This window comes from Lacibacter sp. (assembly GCF_057361365.1).
The window spans coordinates 74,348-94,864 of sequence record NZ_JBMQSG010000022.1; the positions used below are offsets into that span (position 1 = coordinate 74,348).

Here is a 20,517-nt window from a genome sequence, read left to right on the forward strand (position 1 = left end):
ATTGTTTTTATACATGATGGATGTTGCAACAAAAAAGTTGTCTATTCCGGTTCAAAGCCGAGCATAAAGGTGAACTTGGAAATATCCCTGAATCTTGCGCCGGGATATGTTCTGTCTAAACCAACACCATAATCAAACCCGAGCAAACCAAACATTGGTAAGAAGAAACGCATACCCAAACCAGCACTACGACGAAGTTTGAACGGGTTGTAATCTTTTACATCGTACCAACCATTGGCTGCTTCAAAAAATGCCAAACCAAAAATAGTACTGCTTGGATTGGTGCTTAATGGGTAACGCAATTCCATGCTGTACTTATTAAAGATGGTAAAGAATTGCGTGGCTGATGTTTGGTTGGCGTTATTAATTCTTGGATTTGAATTATCATACACAGGATAACCTCTGTGGGCAATAATGTCGAAACCAATAATACCAAAGTTGTTTTGCAAACCAGCATCACCCACCTGGAAACGTTCAAATGGAGATATTGGTAAGTCTTTGTTGTAACGACCAAGGAAGCCAAACTTCGCTGCAGCCTTTAAAACAAACTGGCGGTTCTTTTCAGCGCCTGCCGGTTTACCGATTGGTATAAACCATTCATAGTTCAAACGCCATTTGTGATATTCAACCAAACGATATTTCTCAGCAGGATCGTTATACTTACTTGCATCACGGAACAAACTCCATGGTGGCGTAAACGTAGCCGTTAAAGAGAAGGTTGAACCTGAACGTGGGAACGTTGGCTGATCAACACTTGAACGGATGATCTGGAAACGAAGGTTAATGTTATTTGATACGCCGCTATCAAGTTCAGGAAAAATTGGATAATCCTTCAGCTTATACTGAGTATAGTTAACAGAAGTGATGAGGTTGAAAAAGTCATCGGGCCATTTCAATTGTTTACCTAACGATACGCTTGCGCCAAACGTGCGAAGGAACTGTGCGTCTTCTGACTTTTTACGCAATGGTAATCCGGTTAACGGATCGAATGCATTGGCAAGTTTTGTACGGAACAAACTCAGCGTAAGATTATTTCTTTTCTTACCACCTAACCATGGTTCAGTAAACGAGAAGTTTTGTGAACTGAATGATGGACCGTTTGATTGCACACGAATAGACAAACGTTGTCCATCACCACTTGGCAAAGGTTGCCATGCCGATTTTTTGAAAATATTTTTTGTAGAGAAGTTGTTGAACGTAACACCAAGTGTTCCTGTTAAACCAATCAAACCACCCCAACCAGCACTCAACTCTAACTGATCGCTTGATTTTTCTTCGAGTGTATAGTTGATATCAACAGTACCATCGTCAGGATTAGGAACGGGGTTTGGATTAATTTTTTCAGGGTTAAAATAGTTCAATGCCGATAATTCACGAATAGAACGGATCATATCGCTACGGCTGAACTTTTCACCTGGAATTGTACGCAACTCACGACGAATTACATACTCTTTTGTTTTATCGTTACCGTAAATATTGATGGCACGAATTGTTGCCTGTGGACCTTCTGACAAACGGATTTCGTAATCGATCGTGTCGTTGTAAACTTTTGTTTCAATCGGTTCAACACGGAAGAATAAATAACCATCATCCATGTAAAGACCGCTGATATCGCCACCTTCTGCTGAAAGTTGTTTACCTAATTTCGAATTGAGCGTTTCAAGATTATAGATATCGCCACGTTGTATACCAAGGATATTGTTCAGTACGGAATCGCTATACTTTGTATTTCCTCTCCATGTAATATTACCAAAATAGTATTGGCGACCTTCCTGAACCTTCACATCAATAACAAGATTTCCTTTACTGTTGTAGTACGTTGTATCTTTTTCAATAGTTGCATCACGATAACCAAGTGAGTTGTAGTAAGCAAGTATTTTTTCTTTGTCTTCGATGTATTTATTCTGGTTGAATTTAGCCGCTGAAAATTTAAGGCGGAACCATGGATCAAGAAAGTCTCTCACTTTTGAAAGTGATAAAAAGCCACGATCTTTCATGAACTGCTTGAACGTAACCGAATCTTTACCACCATACACAGAAGCATTTGATTCAGGATAAAGGTTAAAACGCAAACGCTCTTTTGTTCCCTTCAGTTGCTTTTTAATTTTAAGATCGGTTACCACTTCATTACCTGAAATGAATATTTCGTCGATCTTAACTTTCTTACCCTTGTTCACATTAAACGTAAGGTCGATAAAGTTGGCATTAACTGCGTTCTTTGTTTCGGTAACATCTACTTCAATTTGCCTGAAGCCTTTTTCGGAATAAAATTTTTCAATGCGTTCAATACTTGTGCGACGAAGATTTTCTGTAATTACTTTGTTTGGTGTAAGTCCAACTTTTTCTTTCAACTCATCTTCTTCACCTTTCTTAATTCCTTTGAAAAAGAAATTGCCAAGCCTTGCACGTTCAGTTACACTTATTTCAATGTAAATATCTTTCCCATCAACTTTTGTAATATAGATAGCAGCGTCATCGAAATATTGCTGACGCCAGATAGATGCAATGGCTTTGCTGAACAGGTCGCCGCCGGGCAAATAAACTTTATCACCCACAGCAATACCTGTAATAGATACCAGCAATGCAGAATCAAATGTTTTGGAACCACTAACGGTAATGCCGGCAATAACATATTCTCTCGGCACCTTTGAGTTCATGATTGCTTCCAGTTCAGGATCTACTGAAACAGGTTTAGTGGTGTCGGTTTGCTGTGCCATCGAAGGCAGGTAAACACTGGAGCAAATCAGAATAAGCAGTAATAATTTTCTATTCAAACGCATCAAAATTCAGTTACGGTTATGTTGTATAACGGGTTATAAAAATGCCGCTCACGCCTGTTACAGCCGGGCGGCAAAATAGTTGGTTTTGCTGAAACTCTTTGTTAAAATGGCCGTCTTCACACACTCTTAGGATTGTGTTATAGGTTGGCCGGTTTTCAATTGTTCTCCCGTCTTTCCAAAACGCCTTTCCCGTCCCTGGAAATCCAGAATGGCTTCATATAAATTTTCTTTCCTGAAATCGGGCCAACGCACATTTGTAAAATACAATTCTGCGTAAGCCAGTTGATACAAAAGAAAATTACTGATGCGGTACTCACCGCTGGTGCGAATCATTAACTCCGGATCGGGAAACTCACGTGTGGTGAGATAATCCTTGATGGTATCCTGGTCAATTTCAAATGGTTCCAGCTTTCCGGTCTTTACATCGGCCGCAATATTCTTAATGGCATTCACAATTTCCCACCTGCTGCTATAACTAAGAGCCATGATAAGATTTAAGCCTTTATTATCTTTCAACTCATCTACACTTTCCTGCAATTCTTTTCTTGCGTAATCGGGTAACATATTGGTATCGCCAATTACATGCAATTTGATCTTGTTCTTATTCAGCGTGGCAGTTTCTTTCCGGATAGTATCAACCAGCAATTCCATTAAGCCGGTTACTTCTTCTATTGGCCGGTCCCAGTTTTCGGTGCTGAAGGCATATAACGTGAGATATTTTACACCCAACTCAGCACATCCTTCCACAATATCCCGCACACTTTCAACGCCATGAAAATGACCAAACAGCCTGTCCTGTCCCTGCTCCTTTGCCCAACGACCGTTACCATCCATAATGATGGCAATGTGCTGCGGCAACCGCTCAATATCTAACTGATCTCGCAAGGAAGGCATAACCTTAGAAAAATTAAGGGCACGAAGGTAATGAAAATAAGGGCTGACGGATGTTTTGCCAAAGGGAAATAAAAGAAAAAGCCGACAGTTGATTGCTGCCGGCTTTATTATTTGCAAAACGTCAATTATTGTATGGTTACTGTTTGTGCATGCTCGTCTAAGGTAATGGTGTACGATCCAGTTGAAACAGGTGTTTTAAAGTTCTCACCTCCTTCCCATTTAATTTTCCGGGCAACACCTGTAGCTGTGCTCAAGCCGCTGTTGTCCTCATAGTCAAATGCTCCCCAATCATTGCCGGCAAGGAATTTAATATCCTTTCCAGCAACTAGTGTCAGGGTGATTTGCCATTTGCCAGCGCCGATATAGGTCATTTGAGGGCTTGCTCCCGGGTTCCAGTCGGGCACGCCCTGAATACCGTTACCTACAACCCGCATTTCTGTCGCTGGTGATAATTCGTATTTAATATTATCTGCGTTACGTCCATCCCATATTGCACGGTAACGACCTGCTGTGGTAATATTAGGGAAATTGCCGCCATTTACTTCCATGGTACTGCCGCTTGGTCCGCTTGCACCATAACTGCGGGCATTGGTAACATTAATATCACCATTGTTCCAATCGTTGTGGTCAATCATTTTCCATGGACCAGTTGCGAACGTGGTGATTCCCACAAACAGGTTGGTTGATGCCAGGCCCATTGCATAATTAGGGAATGCAGTGCTGGGACTCCAGCCTGCACCGCTTGCATCACCCACAAAGCCCATACGACCTTCACGAATATCATATTTCAATGAAGTGCGGTCAATAGAAATACGGTAGTACCCGGCATTCGTCACTTTGAGATTATCGTTTGATCCCTGCACCAAGGTACCTCCGGTGCCACCATAGTTCACATCCCAGCTGCGCCCCTGTGTTACTTTAAACTCAGTATTTGCGGGCAACCAAATGTAGATGTAGTATAGCTTATTCAATGCACCAGGACGAAGATCACGAACAAGTTCAGGAGCTGTGGCTGGTGTCCAGTTTTCACTACCATACCCTGAACCAATTTGGTAACTACCGGGCAGGTAAAAACGCAGTAACGGAATGTAAGTATTGATGGTAACCGAAACAGTGTTAGAATAAGAAACGGCTCCTTGTGCAGTAACTGCTTTCACACGAAAATCAACTTTACCTGGAGTACCACCGGCAACGCCTTCAGTTAATGCAGCATCATTCATTTCGCCCACATTTAATTGCTTCAGGTAGGTATCAGTTCCAACAGCAATATCGTGCAGCGATGCAAAGTTCTTACCAGCAGAATCGTATTGCAATGTGTATGTAACTGCACCGCTGTACCCTGTAAATGAACGGGTCCAGGTGAATTTATTCGATGCATTACCTGCACTATTCAAATCTCCGGAAACTGTTGTTTTTTCTGTAGTCAGTACAGAAGGATCGCTGTAAGGAGTTACCCGCACTTTTAAAATATTCGACTTATACTGCTCATTGTTGTTGCTGTACGATGAGGTAATGCGGAAATCAAGATCAACCGGCACCCCTAATGCAAATCCGTAGTTCAACAGCATATTGTTGATTTCTTTGCCGGTGAACGTTTTAACCCTCGCACCTGTTTGCGTAATTACATTCGGTTTCGTGAAATTCTTGGTGCTTGAATCAAGCTCAAGAATATACTTGTATGTATTGCTGTCTGTAGCATAAGCAGGACTGGTCCAATTCAACGTAAGGATGACCTTGTTCGAGTCTGCCGCAGTAGGTGCAATAGATGTTGCCGAAGAAGACAAACTAACAGCACTGCCGTTGTTGTGATACTTCAGCTCGGGAGCTTTTGCACAACCAGCCAGCACAAGCAGCAGCACCAAGTGAGAAAAGCGTATATGGTTTACTAATTTCATTTTAATGTGGTTTATTGTTTCACAACTGTGTATTCGCCAAGCTGAAAATCAACTGTAATTTTATAAGTGCCGGCTGATGGTGGGCCAGGGAAAGTGGGGTCGGCATTTTTCTTTTCAAATTGACCGCCTGCCCAGGTTCCAACAGTCATATGGTATTGTGTATCCCAGTTGCCATCCGTTTGAATTAATTTATACCCGCCCCCGCCAGGTAAGGCAATAGTCAATTCGTATAATGTTTTTGACTTTTTGGTAAACTTATGAGACGTTTTATATGTTGCCTGAAGGGGATTGGCCCAGCCATTTGGCGAAGCATCACCCACAATCCATAACTCTCCATCATTGTAACTGTTGAGCGGCGTGCCTGGAGGTTCCACTTTGGGAGGTGGAATAAAAGGACTTGCTGTAAACGTAATGATGTTTGATGTGCGGGGAACGGCATCGGACCCTATTCCGAGGCTGGAAGTAATTCTTGCCTGGAAAGTAAAAGTGCGGCGTGGATCGAGCGGCAAGCGCATATCATTTCCCATAATGCCATTCAGTTCAGTAACAGTGTACGTTTTAGAAAGCTCCTTTGAAAACACTGTCACAAATTTTCTTGCACTACCAAAGTTTGCACCGAGTGTATCAAGTTCCAATGTGTATTTCACATCATGAGAACTGATACCAGTTGAAAAATTGTAGTTAGGATTTGTCCAGTTTAAGCGAAGCGCTGTATTGGCTTCACTGCCTGGTTGCAGCGTAACTGCATTAGTGCTGGCTGTTAATACCGGATCAGTTCCGCCGACGAAGTTGATCTTGTTCTCAGCTTTTTCGCAGGCAAACAAAAAGAGGATGACGGCGAAGAGCGAAAAACGGTTGATGTATGATTTCATATTTCGTTCTTTTAATGTGATTAATAACCTGTGTTCTGCGTCAGGTTGGGGTTGGCTGCAATTTCTGAATCAGGAATCGGGTAAAGTTTACGAATGGCAGAAACTCCTGTACCACTTTTCACTCCCCCTTTCCAGGGCCACAAATATGTGCCCTCTACAAAACGGTTGAAGCGAATAAGATCAGTCCTGCGGAAACCTTCCCAATACAATTCTCTTGCACGTTCATCAATAATGTAATCAAGGGTATAAAATCCTAAAGGTGCTGCAGTAACCTGCGCTCTTGTACGCAATGCATTCAAATAAATCAATGCTTGTGCTTCTGTACCGCCTGTTCCTCCACGCTTTACTGCTTCGGCATAGATCAGGTACATTTCTGCTAAACGGAAAACGGGAAAATCAATATCGGAGAATGTTTTTTCCGGATCCTGGCCAAAAGCTCCGCTACGAGTTTTGTTGCGATATTTGATCACAGCAAGACCATCCTTAAACTCCGAAATATTATTGATATCAAGTTTTTGAGAACCGGTTGTGAACTGTGCCCGTTTATCACCATTACCATTTACATCAGGAAAAAGATCAGGCAGGTTTCTTGTTGCACGAATGCCACCCCAGGCACCAAGCCCTGAAACATTTTTATCCATATCGCCACCAACAGATGCATTTACCAGGAAGGTTGTACCTCCGTAGTTTTTTGATCTGATACCGTCATAGTTTAATGTCCAGATAAATTCGGGGTTGCTGATGTTATTATCAGCTAATCCCAACCAACGATAATCACTAAGCAAACCATACCCCGCATCGATCACTTTTTTTGAGTAAGTAACTGCTTCTGTATTTTTTTCGGTGTTGATGTATGTTTTTGCATTCAAATACAACCTGGCAAGCAAAGCCCATGCTGTTGCTTTATCGGCCCGGCCGTATTCCGCAGCACGTGCGTTTGATAAGTCAGCATCAATGGCTTTCAACTCAGTTTCAATGTAAGTAAACAGCTTCGCCTGATCTGTTTGCGGTGGATTGAATTTACCGATAGGATCAGCCTCTGTAGTAAAGCCAGGCTTTCCATACAAATCGAGCAAAACCCAATAAGCAAAAGCTCGAACAAATCTTGTTTCAGCACGCATACGTTTGATATTATCAGCGCCTGCACCGGTAATACCACGGCCGCCTACTTTTGCCGGATCACTTTCACGAATGAATTCATTACAAAGTGTAATGATGTAAGTACAACGATAGTATAAGCCTTTGGTCATTGCATTACTTGAACTCCAATTCATGTTATGAAAATCCTGGATGCCCGGATCATTCCATGCAACCACAGCTTCATCAGTACTTAATTCCTGTGCTTTCCAGAACAAACGCAGGAAGTCAGAAGTACCCTCATCAATCCCAGCCACGTCGCCATTACCTGCAGGGCCTTGGTTTCCTGTAAGCGCCATGCTTCCATATACTTTCGCCATTACCTGTAAGTAACCGGCTTCAGATGTGTAAACATTACCCGACGGCAAGCTGTTAGGTGGTGTTCTGTCGAGTTGCTTATGGCAGCTCGTGAGAAGCGCCACACCCAACAGTAATGAACTTATATAAACTGAAATACGTTTCATATTGCAGATATTTATTTTTTAAAAATCAAAGTTTAAACCCAATACATACGTACGAGGGCGTGGATAGATTGTGTTATCAATACCACCTGAAATTTCAGGATCGAGGCCTCCATATTTGGTGATCACAAACACATTCTGAATATTCGCAGTAATACGCAAACGAACATTCTTTGCAATTTCACCTGCATCATAACCCACATTGATATTATCCATGCGCAGGAATGAAGCATTCTTAATATAGTAATCGGAGAAATATTGATTATTAAAGAAGCCTGTATGTAAATAATCTTTGGTTCCGTTTGCAAGGAAGCCCAGCGGATTAACGATTTGGCGATAAACACCCATGTTTGAGTTTAAGTTATCGTACATGTAGTTACCAATACTTCCACGCATTACAAAACCTGCCGTAAACCTGCCAGCAGTTACATTTGAAGTGATACCAAGAAAATACCTTGCTTCCGGTGCCTGATAGATGTAAAGATCTTTTTCATTGATGATACCATCACGATTCAGATCTTCATATAAACCTTCAATTGGTTTATCGTTTGCATCATATACCTGTTTGTATACATAAAACGAAGAAGGACGTTCACCAACGATATGACGCTGGATAGTGTTACCTGTACCGCCACTGATACCACCCACTGCCACACCAGTGAAGTTTGGATCTTCATTTACGAGCAGGTTGGTAATTTTAGGAACAACATAAGTAAAGTTGGCACCAATTTCCCATTCTACTTTTTTATTGCGAACCGGCACTACATTCAATGTTAACTCAACACCTTTACTTTCAATGTTACCTACGTTGGTAAATAACTGGTTTGTAAAGTTTGAACCTGCAGGGATTGGCACGGTGCTCAACAGATCTTCTGTTTTGCGAATAAATCCTTCCACTGTACCATTAAACCTGTTGTTCATAAAACCAAAGTCAACCGCTGCGTTTATATTGGTTGTTGTTTCCCAACGCAAGTCAGCATCATAAGCACTTGGACGAAGAAGATTAATAAATTGATTCCCCAACTGATATTGCGCTTGATTATTACTCAAACCATATACTGGAATATATGCGTAAAAAGGGATACCATCCTGCTGACCAGTTACACCGTAACCAGCACGTAATTTCAGATTAGAAACTACCGCAGAATTTTTCAGGAAATTTTCTTCATTTACCTGCCACGCTACAGCTGCAGAAGGGAAGAAGCCCCAACGATTGTCTTTATTAAATTTCGAAGTGCCATCGGTACGTGCATTTAATGTAACGGTGTATTTGTTTGCCAATGTATAAACAAGACGACCGTAGTAAGAGATCAACGTATAGCCAGGAGCTTGTGAAAGAAAGTTTGGTATTGATCCCGGAACAACTTCGCCATTGAATCTTCTGTCGGGATTATTGAAGCTGTAAAATTCGAAATCCTGGTAACCCGTACCAACAGTAAAATCAACACGACTGTTAATTGACTTAACATTGTTGGCGTAGTTAAAGTAGAAATCCATCAACTTATTTGTGCGTTCCTGGTGGTAAGGATTGTAATTGCCTTTACGACGGTATGTATCGGCTGCACTATCGCTTACAATATTTACTCCACTACCCTTTGAAACATCATAACCAAGGTTAAGATTTGCACGCAATCCTTTTACAAAAGGAATCTGATAATCGAATTGAATATTACCAATGCTGCGGTATACTTCGCTTGTATTTTCACGATTATTCAATAAACCTACAGGGTTGCGATTCGAAAGCTGCGTGGGCAAACCATCTGGATCTAACCACTCCCAATAGCCACCATACCTTGCGCTGCTTGACTTTATTGGTTTGGTAGGATCAAATGTTATGGCATTACCTATAGCTCCTTCATTAGCAAAAAAGTTAGTAGTGCGTGAGCCTTTAAGGTTCAGATCTACCTTCAACTTATTATTGAAAAAGCTTGGGTTGAGATTTAAAGCACCAGTTAAACGCTGGAAGTTGCCGGTTTTTAAAATTCCATCCTGGTTAAGATAGCCTCCTGATATACGGAAGGGCCATTTGCCGCTGGCAAACGCTCCTGTTGCACTCAAATTAATATCCTGTGCAAATGCATTTCTGAAAACCTGGTCTTGCCAGTCGGTGCTTTCTTTACCTAATAAAGCAGCCTGAGCCGGTGTGCCCTTTGCACTTACAATTGAACGCACTTCATCAGCACTTAATACATCTACTTTTCCTGCAGGAGTCTGTACAAATCCTTGAGCACTGAAATTAAATCGTGTTTTTCCTTTCTTACCTTTTTTGGTTGTGATCAGGATTACACCGTTCGATGCACGTGAACCGTAGATAGCAGCTGCTGATGGATCTTTCAGAATGGTGAATGTTTCAATATCATTCGGGTTGATAAGGTTGAGCGGATTTGCTGCACCTGAAATGCCGCCATTATCAACCGGTACACCATCAATAACAATTAACGGATCGTTACTTGCGTTTAATGAAGCACCTCCACGAATTCTGATGCGGCTACCACTTCCGGGAGCACCACTGTTTGGTGTGATTTGTACACCTGCAACTTTACCTGCAATCAACTGCTCCGGCGTTTGAATTGCGCCTTTTACAAAGTCTTTTGAAGATACAGTTGCCACAGAGCCCGAGAGATCTCTTTTACGCTGTGTACCATAACCTACAACAACAACTTCGTTTAAAGTGCCTTGTGCTGCAGCGAGCGAAATGGCAAAATCAGTTTGTGCGCCAACCGTTAATTCATATGCCGTAAAACCTACGGATGAAATAACAAGCACGGCGTCGTTGTTGGGAACTGCAATTCTGAAATTACCACCTGCATCAGTGGTTGTACCGGTGTTGGTACCTTTAATTGTTACGGAGGCATTTGCAACCGGGGTGCCATCTTTACTGTCGGTCACTTTCCCTGTTACAGTTTTACCTTGCGCAAACACGTTCATTGCCAAAACCACGAGCAGGAAGCTGAGCACTCCTGCCCTGGCAAGCAGACGATGAAGGGTCATAATCAATAGTTGGGGTTTTGAGATTTACAATTTATATCTGTCATAATGCAGTTTAGTTTAATGATTTACCTGGTAAAACCGGGTAAGCTCTCATCAAAAAATCCAGCATGTTTTTCCAAAAAAATTAAGCAGCATAGTAAGACAAACCCTATGGCCTTACTGCTGCACCATCAGCTTTTCATAACGCACAACATTATCAACCCGCACCTGCAACACATATTGGCCTGCCGTTAAAGGCACGCCTCCAAAACTGTTGCGATCAATTTCAAACACCTGCATTCCTTTCAACTGGAAACCCATACTTTTCGACACAATTACCTGCCCCTGTAAATTGATCAATTGCACATTTACCTTTCCACTCTGCGGCAACTCGTATTTTACAATGGCTGATTGTTGTACAGGGTTAGGATAAATGCTTACTCTAAAATCTTTATTTGATGCGACAATATCTCTGACGTTTGTCACAACCCCACCTGATACATTTTGGTTCAAATACACTTTATACTGACCCGGAGCCAATGTTATCGCCTGTTGATTGCCAGTTACTGTAATTGTTCCTCCATTGGTATAATCGTAAAATGTTCCGTTTGCAGGAAATGTAACCGTCGGCGTTTGTTGCACAACATCAAAGTTGGCTACCACTACATACTTAAGATCAGTATGGTCAACCACAATTGTTTTTACTAAGCTTGATCCAAGATTGGTTCCTATCGCAAGACTTGGTGTGCGGAATGTATTTTTATAAAGATTGCGCAGCTTTGCCATGGCAGCATAGGTATCATACAACTTCTTACGACGAGCCTGTTGATAATAATCCCAACGAATGGGTTTATTTCCTAAACGACCTCCGAAGTTGATATCGTAATCATAACCAAGTTCACCAAATTGCCAGATCATTTTCGGCCCCGGTAAACCCATCAATATTGCAGCCATTGCCTCAGTTCTATAAAGAGCAACTGTTGTGTCTCTTACGTTGTGTGCGCTGTTTGATGTATTGCCCGCAGTAATGTTTTCATACATGATGCGCTGTTCATCATGACTTTCAGCATAGGTAATTAAATGCGGTTTGTCATTAAAAGATGCATCACTCCAAACGCTCCTGTTTTTCCAGAATGCACGGTTAAGGTCTATTTCGCTTGAAAGACCTTTTGTATTTCGTGCGAAATTGTAATTCATGATTCCCCACAACAGCATGCCTCGTTTTGCAAGCTCCGCTTCTTCATCATCATTCCCTAAATGTTCAAGTATGCAATACGAACCCGGGCTCACTACCTGCATACTATCATAATATCGTTGCCAGGTATTGATACGATCCTGGTTGTATTGATTCCAGACATTTACATCAGTGGTATAGTTATTCGTAAACCCTTTGCTCAAATCCCAACGAAAACCATCCATGCGGTATTCGGTTAACCAATGCCGTATGAAACGGGATACATGATATTTTGTGGGAGCAACATTATGATTGAAATCGTGAAATACATTAAACGGATGCTGTGCAGTTTCGTAGAAGTAAGGATTGTTTGCCGCAGTTTGATTTGCCCCTGCATTCCACCACATGGCTGCTAAAGGTGATGCACCGGTTGCATGGTTGAAGGCAATATCCTGGATAACAGCAATACCCAAACTATGCGCCTGGTCGATAAATGCTTTCAAGGCATTTTTGCTACCATAATATTTATCGGGCGCAAAGAAATACATTGGGTTGTAACCCCAGCTTTCATTTCCATCAAACTCATTAATGGGCATTAACTCCACTGCATTAAAACCAAGATTTTTAATGTAGTTCAAGGTATCTTTTAATGTTTGCCAATTATGCGTTGCAACAAAATCACGAACAAGCAACTCATAGATCATCAAATCTTTTTTATCGGGACGAACATAGCTGTTGCTAGTCCAGTTGTATGCCGCTTCACCCGGAGAAATTACACCCACCATTCCGCCTGTTGTTTTCCCAGTTGGGTATGCTGGCATGTTTGGATAAGTAGATGATTGAATAAACTGATCGTTATTAGGATCAAGCACCAGTTCGCTATACGGATCGGCAATGCGTATAGCATCATCAACAATATATTGAAAGCGGTATTGCGTTCCTGCAGTAAGACCTGTTACTTCTGTCCAGAAATAATCACCGTCTTTTTTCATTTGGCCCGAACATGTTTGTGTCCAGTTATTAAAATCACCGATGATCGAAACTTTAGTTTTCAATGGCGCATATAAAATGAAAACTGCTTTTGTATTGTTGTCTTCAAACGTAATTCCATCTTTACGGCCTGCTGGTCTTACGCCAGTCGAATTGCTGGTTTGTGGTACAAAAAAGTTGAACGTGTCTCTTTTGATATTTACGGCATCATCGGCCTCAACTGTAATCTGCTGTTCGCAGGTAGTGGTAACGTTGGCTGTACCATTGATTGTTTGTGCGGCCGCAGCTGTTGCAATTTGGGCGCCGTTAAAACGCAACGTTAGGTTTGCATTTTTAGATGACACGGCTGTTACCGGCAAAGTGAAGGGAGGCGTACCCAAGGTTAATGGTTCGGCAGTGGGTACATAAGTTGGCTGCATAGCAGGTGAAGTAAACTTCACTGCAAATTCATTGGCAGCATATACTTTAATATACATATCACTGCCATCAATATTACGCTGTACAAGATTGCCTGCTTCGTTACGGAAAAGAATGGTGATGTAACGGATTGTTTCCCCAACGGGCACCCCGTAGTAGCTTCGGATATTGGTGATGGTAAATTGCCAGGTATTGGGTTTGTTCACCGGATCGGGCCTGGTAGCGATAGGAGCCGTTGAGGTTCCCCATGTTCCTTTGGTATATTTCCAGTCTGTAGCAGAAGTACTGGCCGATGTAATGAGGCCTGTGTGCAGATAAACGGCACCCGTAAATCCTTGCAAGCCTTTGTTGCCTTTGCTGGCATCCATGGTAATTACAATAGTACTTGCATCTGTAGGGAAAGCGATATCGGTAGATAATAATTGGGCATAGCCTGCACCGGCTGCAAAGCAGAATAGAATAAACGCAAGCAAAAATTTTCTCATACCGCAATCCTTTTACATCAAACCAAATGAAACAATGATCAATGAAATTTTGTTGGATTATCGTTGTGATCGCAATCAGTAAGAAAGATTCTAGTCTTTTATATAACAGCCGGTCGTAAAATCAACCCCCTCTTCATTTCCGCAATCAAAACGCATACAAAACTATAGTTTGGTAGCCGCCTCAAATTGAACTAAAATTCCAATTTCTGGCACTATATTGCCAACTTATCTTATTTTTACTTTCTCACCTCATTTAAGGATTATGAAGGCCGAACTCGAAAAAATTGTTCCTGGAAATGACAAGCCCGTGTTGGTGGCTTACCCCATGAGCCTTCCTTACCTGGAATTCTACTGGCATCATCATCCTGAATATGAACTCACCTTTAAGATCAATGTTTCAGGTAAACGTATTGTGGGTGACAGTTACGAAGAATTCGAACCCGGGGACCTCGTGTTGATCGGCCCCGACCTGCCACACACATGGGTATCGGACAAAAAAGTAAAAGATAAATCCTGTGATTTTGTGGTGATCCAGTTTTCGGGCTCCCTGTTCAACAGCTTTACAGGCTTGCCGGAGTTTGAAAATATTAAACGCCTGTTGCAAAGTTGCCGGCACGGACTACATTTTAAAAACAGCCGGCCTTTTAAAGATTTGATTTTATCGCTGCCCGGTAAAACCGGCGTTGAAAAGATAACGGGGTTAATCAGTTTACTAAATCAACTCTCACAACAAAAGGGAAGAAAGCTTGCATCAGCCGAGTATGATATTTCGCAGGCCAAAAACAGCGAGCCTCGTATTAATAAGGTTTGTACTTATGTTGAACAGAATTTTGCGAAGCCCATTACTATTAATGATGCCGCATCCATCATCAATATTTCGCCAAGTGCTTTTTGTAAATTCTTTAAACGGGCAACGGGCAAAACTTTTTCTGATTATGTGAATGATTTGCGTGTTGGGTATGCTTGCTACCAGTTGATTGAAACCGATAAGCAAATTTCAACCATAGCACGCAGTGCAGGTTTTGAATCACTCACCTACTTCAACCGTGTGTTTGCCCGCAAGAAACACAGTACTCCAAGAGAATTCCGAAACGAAGCCGTTTATTAATTTTTACTGAAGACGACTTCGCCTCCGCAAATAGTTTTGAGCACTGTTGTTTTAAGCACCTGTTCAAACGTGGCCGTCATCAAATCAGTATCAAGCAAAACAAAATCAGCAAACTTCCCTTTTTCAATACTTCCTTTTTCGGCTTCTTCAAAATTTGAACGTGCCGCCCAAATGGTCATGCCACGCAACGTTGCTTCTCTTGTTAATGCATTTTCTGTTTGATAACCCTGGGCTGGCCATCCTTTTGCATCTTTACGGAATACTGCTGCGTAAAAAGTTTTGAGCGGATCAATATCCTCAACAGGAAAATCAGTACCCAGCGGAATCCATCCATTTTGTTTCAAGAGATCATTAAATGCATAAGCGCTTTTCACACGCTTAGCTCCGAGGCGTTGCTCTGCCCAATACATGTCACTTGTTGCATGTGTGGGTTGCACACTCGGTATAATACTGTACTTGCCAAATAAATTGAAATCATTTTCATTTACCACCTGTGCATGTTCAATACGCCAACGCAGATCGTTGGTTTCTTTTAAATACTTACCATAAATGTTCAGGATCGTCCTGTTGCCACTATCGCCAATTGCATGCGTGCACATCTGGAATTGATTTTTATACAATACAGCTGCAACGGAATCGAAATGTTCCGGATTGCTTAATAAAAAACCGGTGTGGCCGGGTTTGTCCGTATAAGGTTGCAGCAAACAAGCACCTCTTGAACCGAGAGCACCATCGCCATACACTTTAAAACTGCGAACGTTCAATCGATCAGTTTTTATTTTGCCCCGTTTAAAAATAGCATCATAGTTTTTCTTTGCATCGCTCAGCATTACATACAAACGCATTTTTAAATCGCCGCTTGCATTTGCCTTTTCTATCTGCAACACATCGTCATAATCAATTCCACAATCAACAATGGTTGTTAAGCCGGCTGCAAAACAATTTTGTTGGGCCGTTAATAATGCCGATTTAATTTGTTCATCTGTTGCAGGTGGAATTTTTGCCGATGCTAAGTCAATGGCATTATCAATTAGCAAACCGGTGGGTTTACCATGTAACAGCACAACTTCGCCTCCTGTTAATTTGGTTTGAGCTGTGATGCCTGCCTCCGCTAAAGCAAGATCATTTACAATGGCGGCATGCCCATCAACTCTTGTCAGAATCACGGGATTATCAGGAAACATTTCATTCAGCTTTTCATTTACAGGGAACTCTTTTACTTGCCAATCATTCTGATCCCAACCACGGCCGATGAGCCATTGCCCTTTTGCGGGTGCTAATCCTTTTTTAAAATCATTCAGTAACTGAAGAATATTCTCCCAGCTGGTTGAGCCTGTAAGATTTGCTGTTTGCAAACCCAACCCGTAGCGGTAAAAATGAGCATGTGCATCAATAAAACCAGGATATAAAAATTTGCCTTGAAGATCGATCACTTCTTTTGCAGCGAATTCCTTTTGCAATTGAGCTGTTGTTCCTGTGGAAACAATCCTGCCATCTTTTACAGCCACAGCTTCAGTTTTTGAAAAAGCAGAATCAACAGTGTACACTGTTCCGTTAATGAGCAATTGATCAACAGTTGATTTTGAATTGCACTGCGAAAACAAAATTGTTATGGCTAAAAGAAAAAACAATCGGATCATAGTAAATGGTTGTAATGGCATAAATTAAAATGAACATGAATTTAATTTGTTTTGTGCTTCATCCTTGTATTTTTACTACCTGATTTTTATTACTATGTATTCAGCCGATAATATCAACCAGCTTCAGCAAAGCACCACTGCCTTGTTGCATCAAATGAAAAGTTCATCAATCGATAAAGAACGAATTGAAGAATTGAGAGACGTACTGCGTTTTCATGAATACCGTTATTATATTCAAAACGATCCGTTCATCAGCGATTTTGAATATGATCAGTTATACAAAGCTTTGGAAAAAATAGAAGCGGCCGATCCTTCACTCATCAGCAGCGATTCACCCACGCAACGTGTTGCCAAAGGTTTGGGTAATGATTTTAAGAAAGTGCAGCACCTCGTTCCCATGCTGAGTCTCGAAAACTCGTACAATGCGGATGATCTGATTGATTGGGACCGCAAAGCAAAAGAAGCAAGCAAGCTTGATAAAATTGAATACTGTGTTGAACCAAAATTTGATGGCGCCAGCATTTCACTTATTTATGAAGATAATAAACTGGTTCGTGCAGCAACCCGTGGCGATGGTACAGAGGGTGAAGAGATCACAACCAATGTGCGGCAGATACATTCCATTCCTTTATATGCCGGGTTTTCAAAATTTGCCATCAAACAAATTGAAATACGTGGTGAGGTATTGATGAGCAAGAAAAATTTCAAAGCGTACAACGATCAACTGGCTGAAGAAAACTTACCGCCTCTCGCAAATCCACGCAATGCTGCAAGCGGCAGCTTACGTATAAAGGATGCGAAAGAAGTGGCACGCAGAAATCTTGAAGCATTTTTATATCATGTAGGTTATGTGGCAATGGCCGACCGGAAACAATCGACCTATGAAGTGTTGCACACGCATAGCGGTGCATTGAAAATGATGTGGGAACTCGGCTTTCGCAGCCCTGAAAAAGAAAAGAAGATTTGCAAAGGCATACAACAAGTAATTGATTACTGCAATGAGTTTGAACAAAAGCGTGATGAACTTCCATATGAAATTGATGGTATGGTTATTAAAGTAAATGATCTGCAGTTGCAGGACCAAATGGGCATGACCAGTCACCATCCACGTTGGGCCATTGCGTATAAATTCAAAGCAAGACAAGGCACAAGCAAGTTACGTGCGGTTGAGTACCAGGTTGGTCGTACAGGAGCAGTTACTCCTGTTGCCAAGATCGATCCGGTTGCTATCGGTGGTGTAACGGTAACGAGTATCTCTTTACATAACCAGGATTTTATTGCTGAAAAAGATCTTATGATCGGCGATACAGTATTGGTTGAACGTGCAGGTGATGTAATTCCTTACATCGTTAAATCAATGGGGGAATTACGTACAGGTAAAGAAGAGAGTATCATTTTCCCCACTCAATGCCCCGTTTGCAACAGTGTATTAGTAAAACCCGCAGAAGAAGCTGTATGGCGTTGCAATAATTATCAATGCGAAGCGCAGGTGGTTGAACGCATTATTCATTTCAATAGTAAAGATGCCATGGATATACGTGGCATGGGCGATGCAAACGTGCGCAAGTTTTATGAACTCGGTTTTTTAAAAGACATTCCGTCTTTATATCGTTTACCTTTTGATAAGATCCAGGCACTGGAAGGTTATGGTACAAAGAGTGTCGACAATCTACAGGCAGCTATTGAAAATTCGAAGAAGCAACCTTTGTTTCGATTGATCTATGCTTTGGGTATTCGCTTTGTTGGTGAAGCAACTGCAAAAACATTAGCCAACTCCACAAAATACTTGTTGGATATTGCAGGAAAAAGTTTGGAAGAATTACAGCAGTTGGAAGATATTGGTCCGAGAGTTGCAGGAAGTATTCATGATTTTTTTAGCAATGAACAGAATCTTGAATTACTGAAAGAACTTGAAGCATTGGGTTTGCAGTTGAAGAATGAACAGAAAGAAAGTAAGCATGAAGGCAATTTAACGGGGGTTACGTTTTTATTTACCGGAACCTTACCTACCTTGAAGAGAAGTGATGCTGAGCAAATGGCAGAAGAACATGGAGGAAGCATACTGAGTGGCGTAAGTGCAAAACTTAATTATCTTGTTGTTGGCGAAGATGCAGGCAGTAAACTGGAAAAAGCAAAAAAAATCAGCACAGTAAAAATTATAACCGAAGAAGAATTCCTGGCACTGTTAAAAAAATAATATAGGATTTCACTTGCAGGTACAGGGTTTGCTGTTGTATATTTAATATCTCCAATCTTTTTGTATGATCAAGAAACTCCCCGGAGAAAAATGGAAACAATTGCAATTTGCCGGTTGGAAACAATTACGTCGCAAGTATGCAGTTTCAAATCTTGGCCGTTGTGCCAGTTTTACTTCTGATGTTTCAGAAGATGGAAAATTACTCAACGGTTCCATCACTACCGGTTATCGCACATTAAACCTGCATCGTGCAGATAATAAAGGAACTATTTATCTGCATAGGGAAGTAGCAAAACTTTTTTGTGCAAAGCAATCAGCAAAAAGCAAATTTGTGATTCATCTGAATCACAACAAAAAAGATAACAGGGCTGCTAATTTAAAATGGGCAACCTTAGAGCAGATGTCGGCTCACCAGCAAAAGAGTCCGCAGAAGATTGCTTATAAAAAATTGCAGAAAGAACGTAGCAGCACACAAAAGGGATTAAAACTATCTCCATTACAAGTGAAGACGATCAAAAAGATCATCCAGGATCCAAACCGCAATGTTACGTACAAACAACTGGCAAAAAAATACAGCGTCAGCGAAATGACATTGTACAGGATAAGAAGTGGTGAAAACTGGGGAGCAGTTTAAGATGCACCTTTTGCTCTAAGCTTCCGATTTATCGCTTTCATACATCTCCTCAAAATTTGTCTAGCATACTATTACTTGGTGTTGCAAATTTGCATCAGCATAAGATTGTTTATTTATGTTACAAGCCTCTACACTCAAGTTTTTAAAAGATATAAAAAAGAATAACAACAAACCTTGGTTTGATGCGAATCGAAAAGCTTACGAAGCGGCTAAAACCGACTTTGTGGCGTTCATCGATACTGTTATTGAAAAGCATGGCAAGAAAGATCCTTCCATTGCTCATCTTGCTGCAAAAGACTGCATCTTCCGCATAAACCGGGATGTACGTTTCAGTAAAGACAAAAGTCCATACAAAACAAATATGGGCGCTTACATGAATAAGGATGGCAAGAAAGGCATCACTGCCGGTTATTATATTCATTGCGAACCGGGCGCTGCATTTGGCGGCGGTGGATTGTACGTACCTCCACCGGAGTTGCTAAAAAATGTGCGGCAGGAAATTGATTACAACTGGAAAGAATTTCATAAGATCATCAGCAATAAAAAATTCAAATCCATTTTTGGCGATTTGTCAACAGAAGGCGATTTTAAATTAACTCGTCCCCCCAAAGGATACGAAGCAGATAACCCGGCTATTGAATACCTGAAGCTGAAAAGCTGGGTGGCGTTGCAACCTTTTACTGATACGGATCTTACATCAAAAGATCTTGTAAAAAAAGTATGTACCAATTTTGAAACGCTGCAACCTTTATTGTTGTTTCTGAACGAAGGCTTACATGCGGGTGAATAATAAACCGAAGTTTTCAATAAAATAAAAAGAGCGCTTCACTCGGAAGCGCTCTTTTATTATTGTTAAGCTTTAC

At 41.3% G+C, this 20,517-nt stretch carries 12 protein-coding genes; 4 read left to right on the forward strand and 8 right to left on the reverse strand.

Going from position 1 to position 20,517, the window contains the following annotated elements:
* Positions 1 to 41 precede the first annotated feature (41 nt).
* From ACO1QW_RS18575 to ACO1QW_RS18605, 7 genes are all read right to left on the reverse strand, one after another.
* Positions 42 to 2,717 (reverse strand): BamA/OMP85 family outer membrane protein, encoded by a 2,676-nt coding sequence (locus ACO1QW_RS18575; protein ID WP_486260876.1) that lies wholly within the window; start codon positions 2,715 to 2,717, stop codon positions 42 to 44.
* A 189-nt stretch (positions 2,718 to 2,906) separates the two neighbouring features.
* On the reverse strand, positions 2,907 to 3,674 hold the full coding sequence (gene uppS / locus ACO1QW_RS18580) for an undecaprenyl pyrophosphate synthase (protein ID WP_486260877.1): 768 nt from the start codon (positions 3,672 to 3,674) through the stop codon (positions 2,907 to 2,909).
* Between the two features lie 125 nt (positions 3,675 to 3,799).
* On the reverse strand, positions 3,800 to 5,569 hold the full coding sequence (locus ACO1QW_RS18585; RefSeq protein ID WP_486260878.1) for a SusE domain-containing protein: 1,770 nt from the start codon (positions 5,567 to 5,569) through the stop codon (positions 3,800 to 3,802).
* An 11-nt stretch (positions 5,570 to 5,580) separates the two neighbouring features.
* The gene (locus ACO1QW_RS18590; protein ID WP_486260879.1) at positions 5,581 to 6,441 is read right to left on the reverse strand and encodes a SusE domain-containing protein; all 861 of its coding nucleotides are present in this window, start codon (positions 6,439 to 6,441) and stop codon (positions 5,581 to 5,583) included.
* A 20-nt stretch (positions 6,442 to 6,461) separates the two neighbouring features.
* Positions 6,462 to 8,042, reverse strand: a complete 1,581-nt coding sequence (locus ACO1QW_RS18595; protein ID WP_486260880.1) for a RagB/SusD family nutrient uptake outer membrane protein — start codon at positions 8,040 to 8,042, stop codon at positions 6,462 to 6,464.
* 18 nt (positions 8,043 to 8,060) lie between these two features.
* The gene (locus ACO1QW_RS18600; RefSeq protein ID WP_486260881.1) at positions 8,061 to 11,030 is read right to left on the reverse strand and encodes a SusC/RagA family TonB-linked outer membrane protein; all 2,970 of its coding nucleotides are present in this window, start codon (positions 11,028 to 11,030) and stop codon (positions 8,061 to 8,063) included.
* A 156-nt stretch (positions 11,031 to 11,186) separates the two neighbouring features.
* Positions 11,187 to 14,075: an alpha-amylase family glycosyl hydrolase gene (locus ACO1QW_RS18605; protein ID WP_486260882.1), complete on the reverse strand. Its 2,889-nt coding sequence runs from the start codon at positions 14,073 to 14,075 to the stop codon at positions 11,187 to 11,189.
* Between the two features lie 262 nt (positions 14,076 to 14,337).
* Here ACO1QW_RS18605 and ACO1QW_RS18610 point away from each other — a divergent pair, with 262 nt between their 5' ends.
* Entirely contained in the window at positions 14,338 to 15,183 is an 846-nt protein-coding gene (locus tag ACO1QW_RS18610) for an AraC family transcriptional regulator (RefSeq protein WP_486260883.1), read from the forward strand.
* Here ACO1QW_RS18610 and ACO1QW_RS18615 read toward each other — a convergent pair.
* Positions 15,180 to 16,823 carry an amidohydrolase gene (locus tag ACO1QW_RS18615; protein WP_486260884.1) on the reverse strand — a complete coding sequence of 548 codons (1,644 nt, stop codon included), beginning with the start codon at positions 16,821 to 16,823 and terminating at the stop codon, positions 15,180 to 15,182. The genes ACO1QW_RS18610 and ACO1QW_RS18615 overlap by 4 nt on opposite strands.
* Positions 16,824 to 16,917: 94 nt before the next feature.
* Here ACO1QW_RS18615 and ligA point away from each other — a divergent pair, with 94 nt between their 5' ends.
* The 3 genes from ligA to ACO1QW_RS18630 all read left to right on the forward strand — a co-directional run bounded on the left by ligA (position 16,918) and on the right by ACO1QW_RS18630 (position 20,444).
* Positions 16,918 to 19,020 (forward strand): NAD-dependent DNA ligase LigA, encoded by a 2,103-nt coding sequence (gene ligA / locus ACO1QW_RS18620; RefSeq protein WP_486260885.1) that lies wholly within the window; start codon positions 16,918 to 16,920, stop codon positions 19,018 to 19,020.
* A 64-nt stretch (positions 19,021 to 19,084) separates the two neighbouring features.
* A complete protein-coding gene (locus ACO1QW_RS18625) occupies positions 19,085 to 19,654 on the forward strand; it encodes an NUMOD4 domain-containing protein (protein WP_486260886.1) in 570 nt (189 codons plus the stop codon).
* A gap of 115 nt (positions 19,655 to 19,769) precedes the next feature.
* A complete protein-coding gene (locus ACO1QW_RS18630; protein WP_486260887.1) occupies positions 19,770 to 20,444 on the forward strand; it encodes a DUF2461 domain-containing protein in 675 nt (224 codons plus the stop codon).
* Positions 20,445 to 20,517 lie beyond the last annotated feature (73 nt).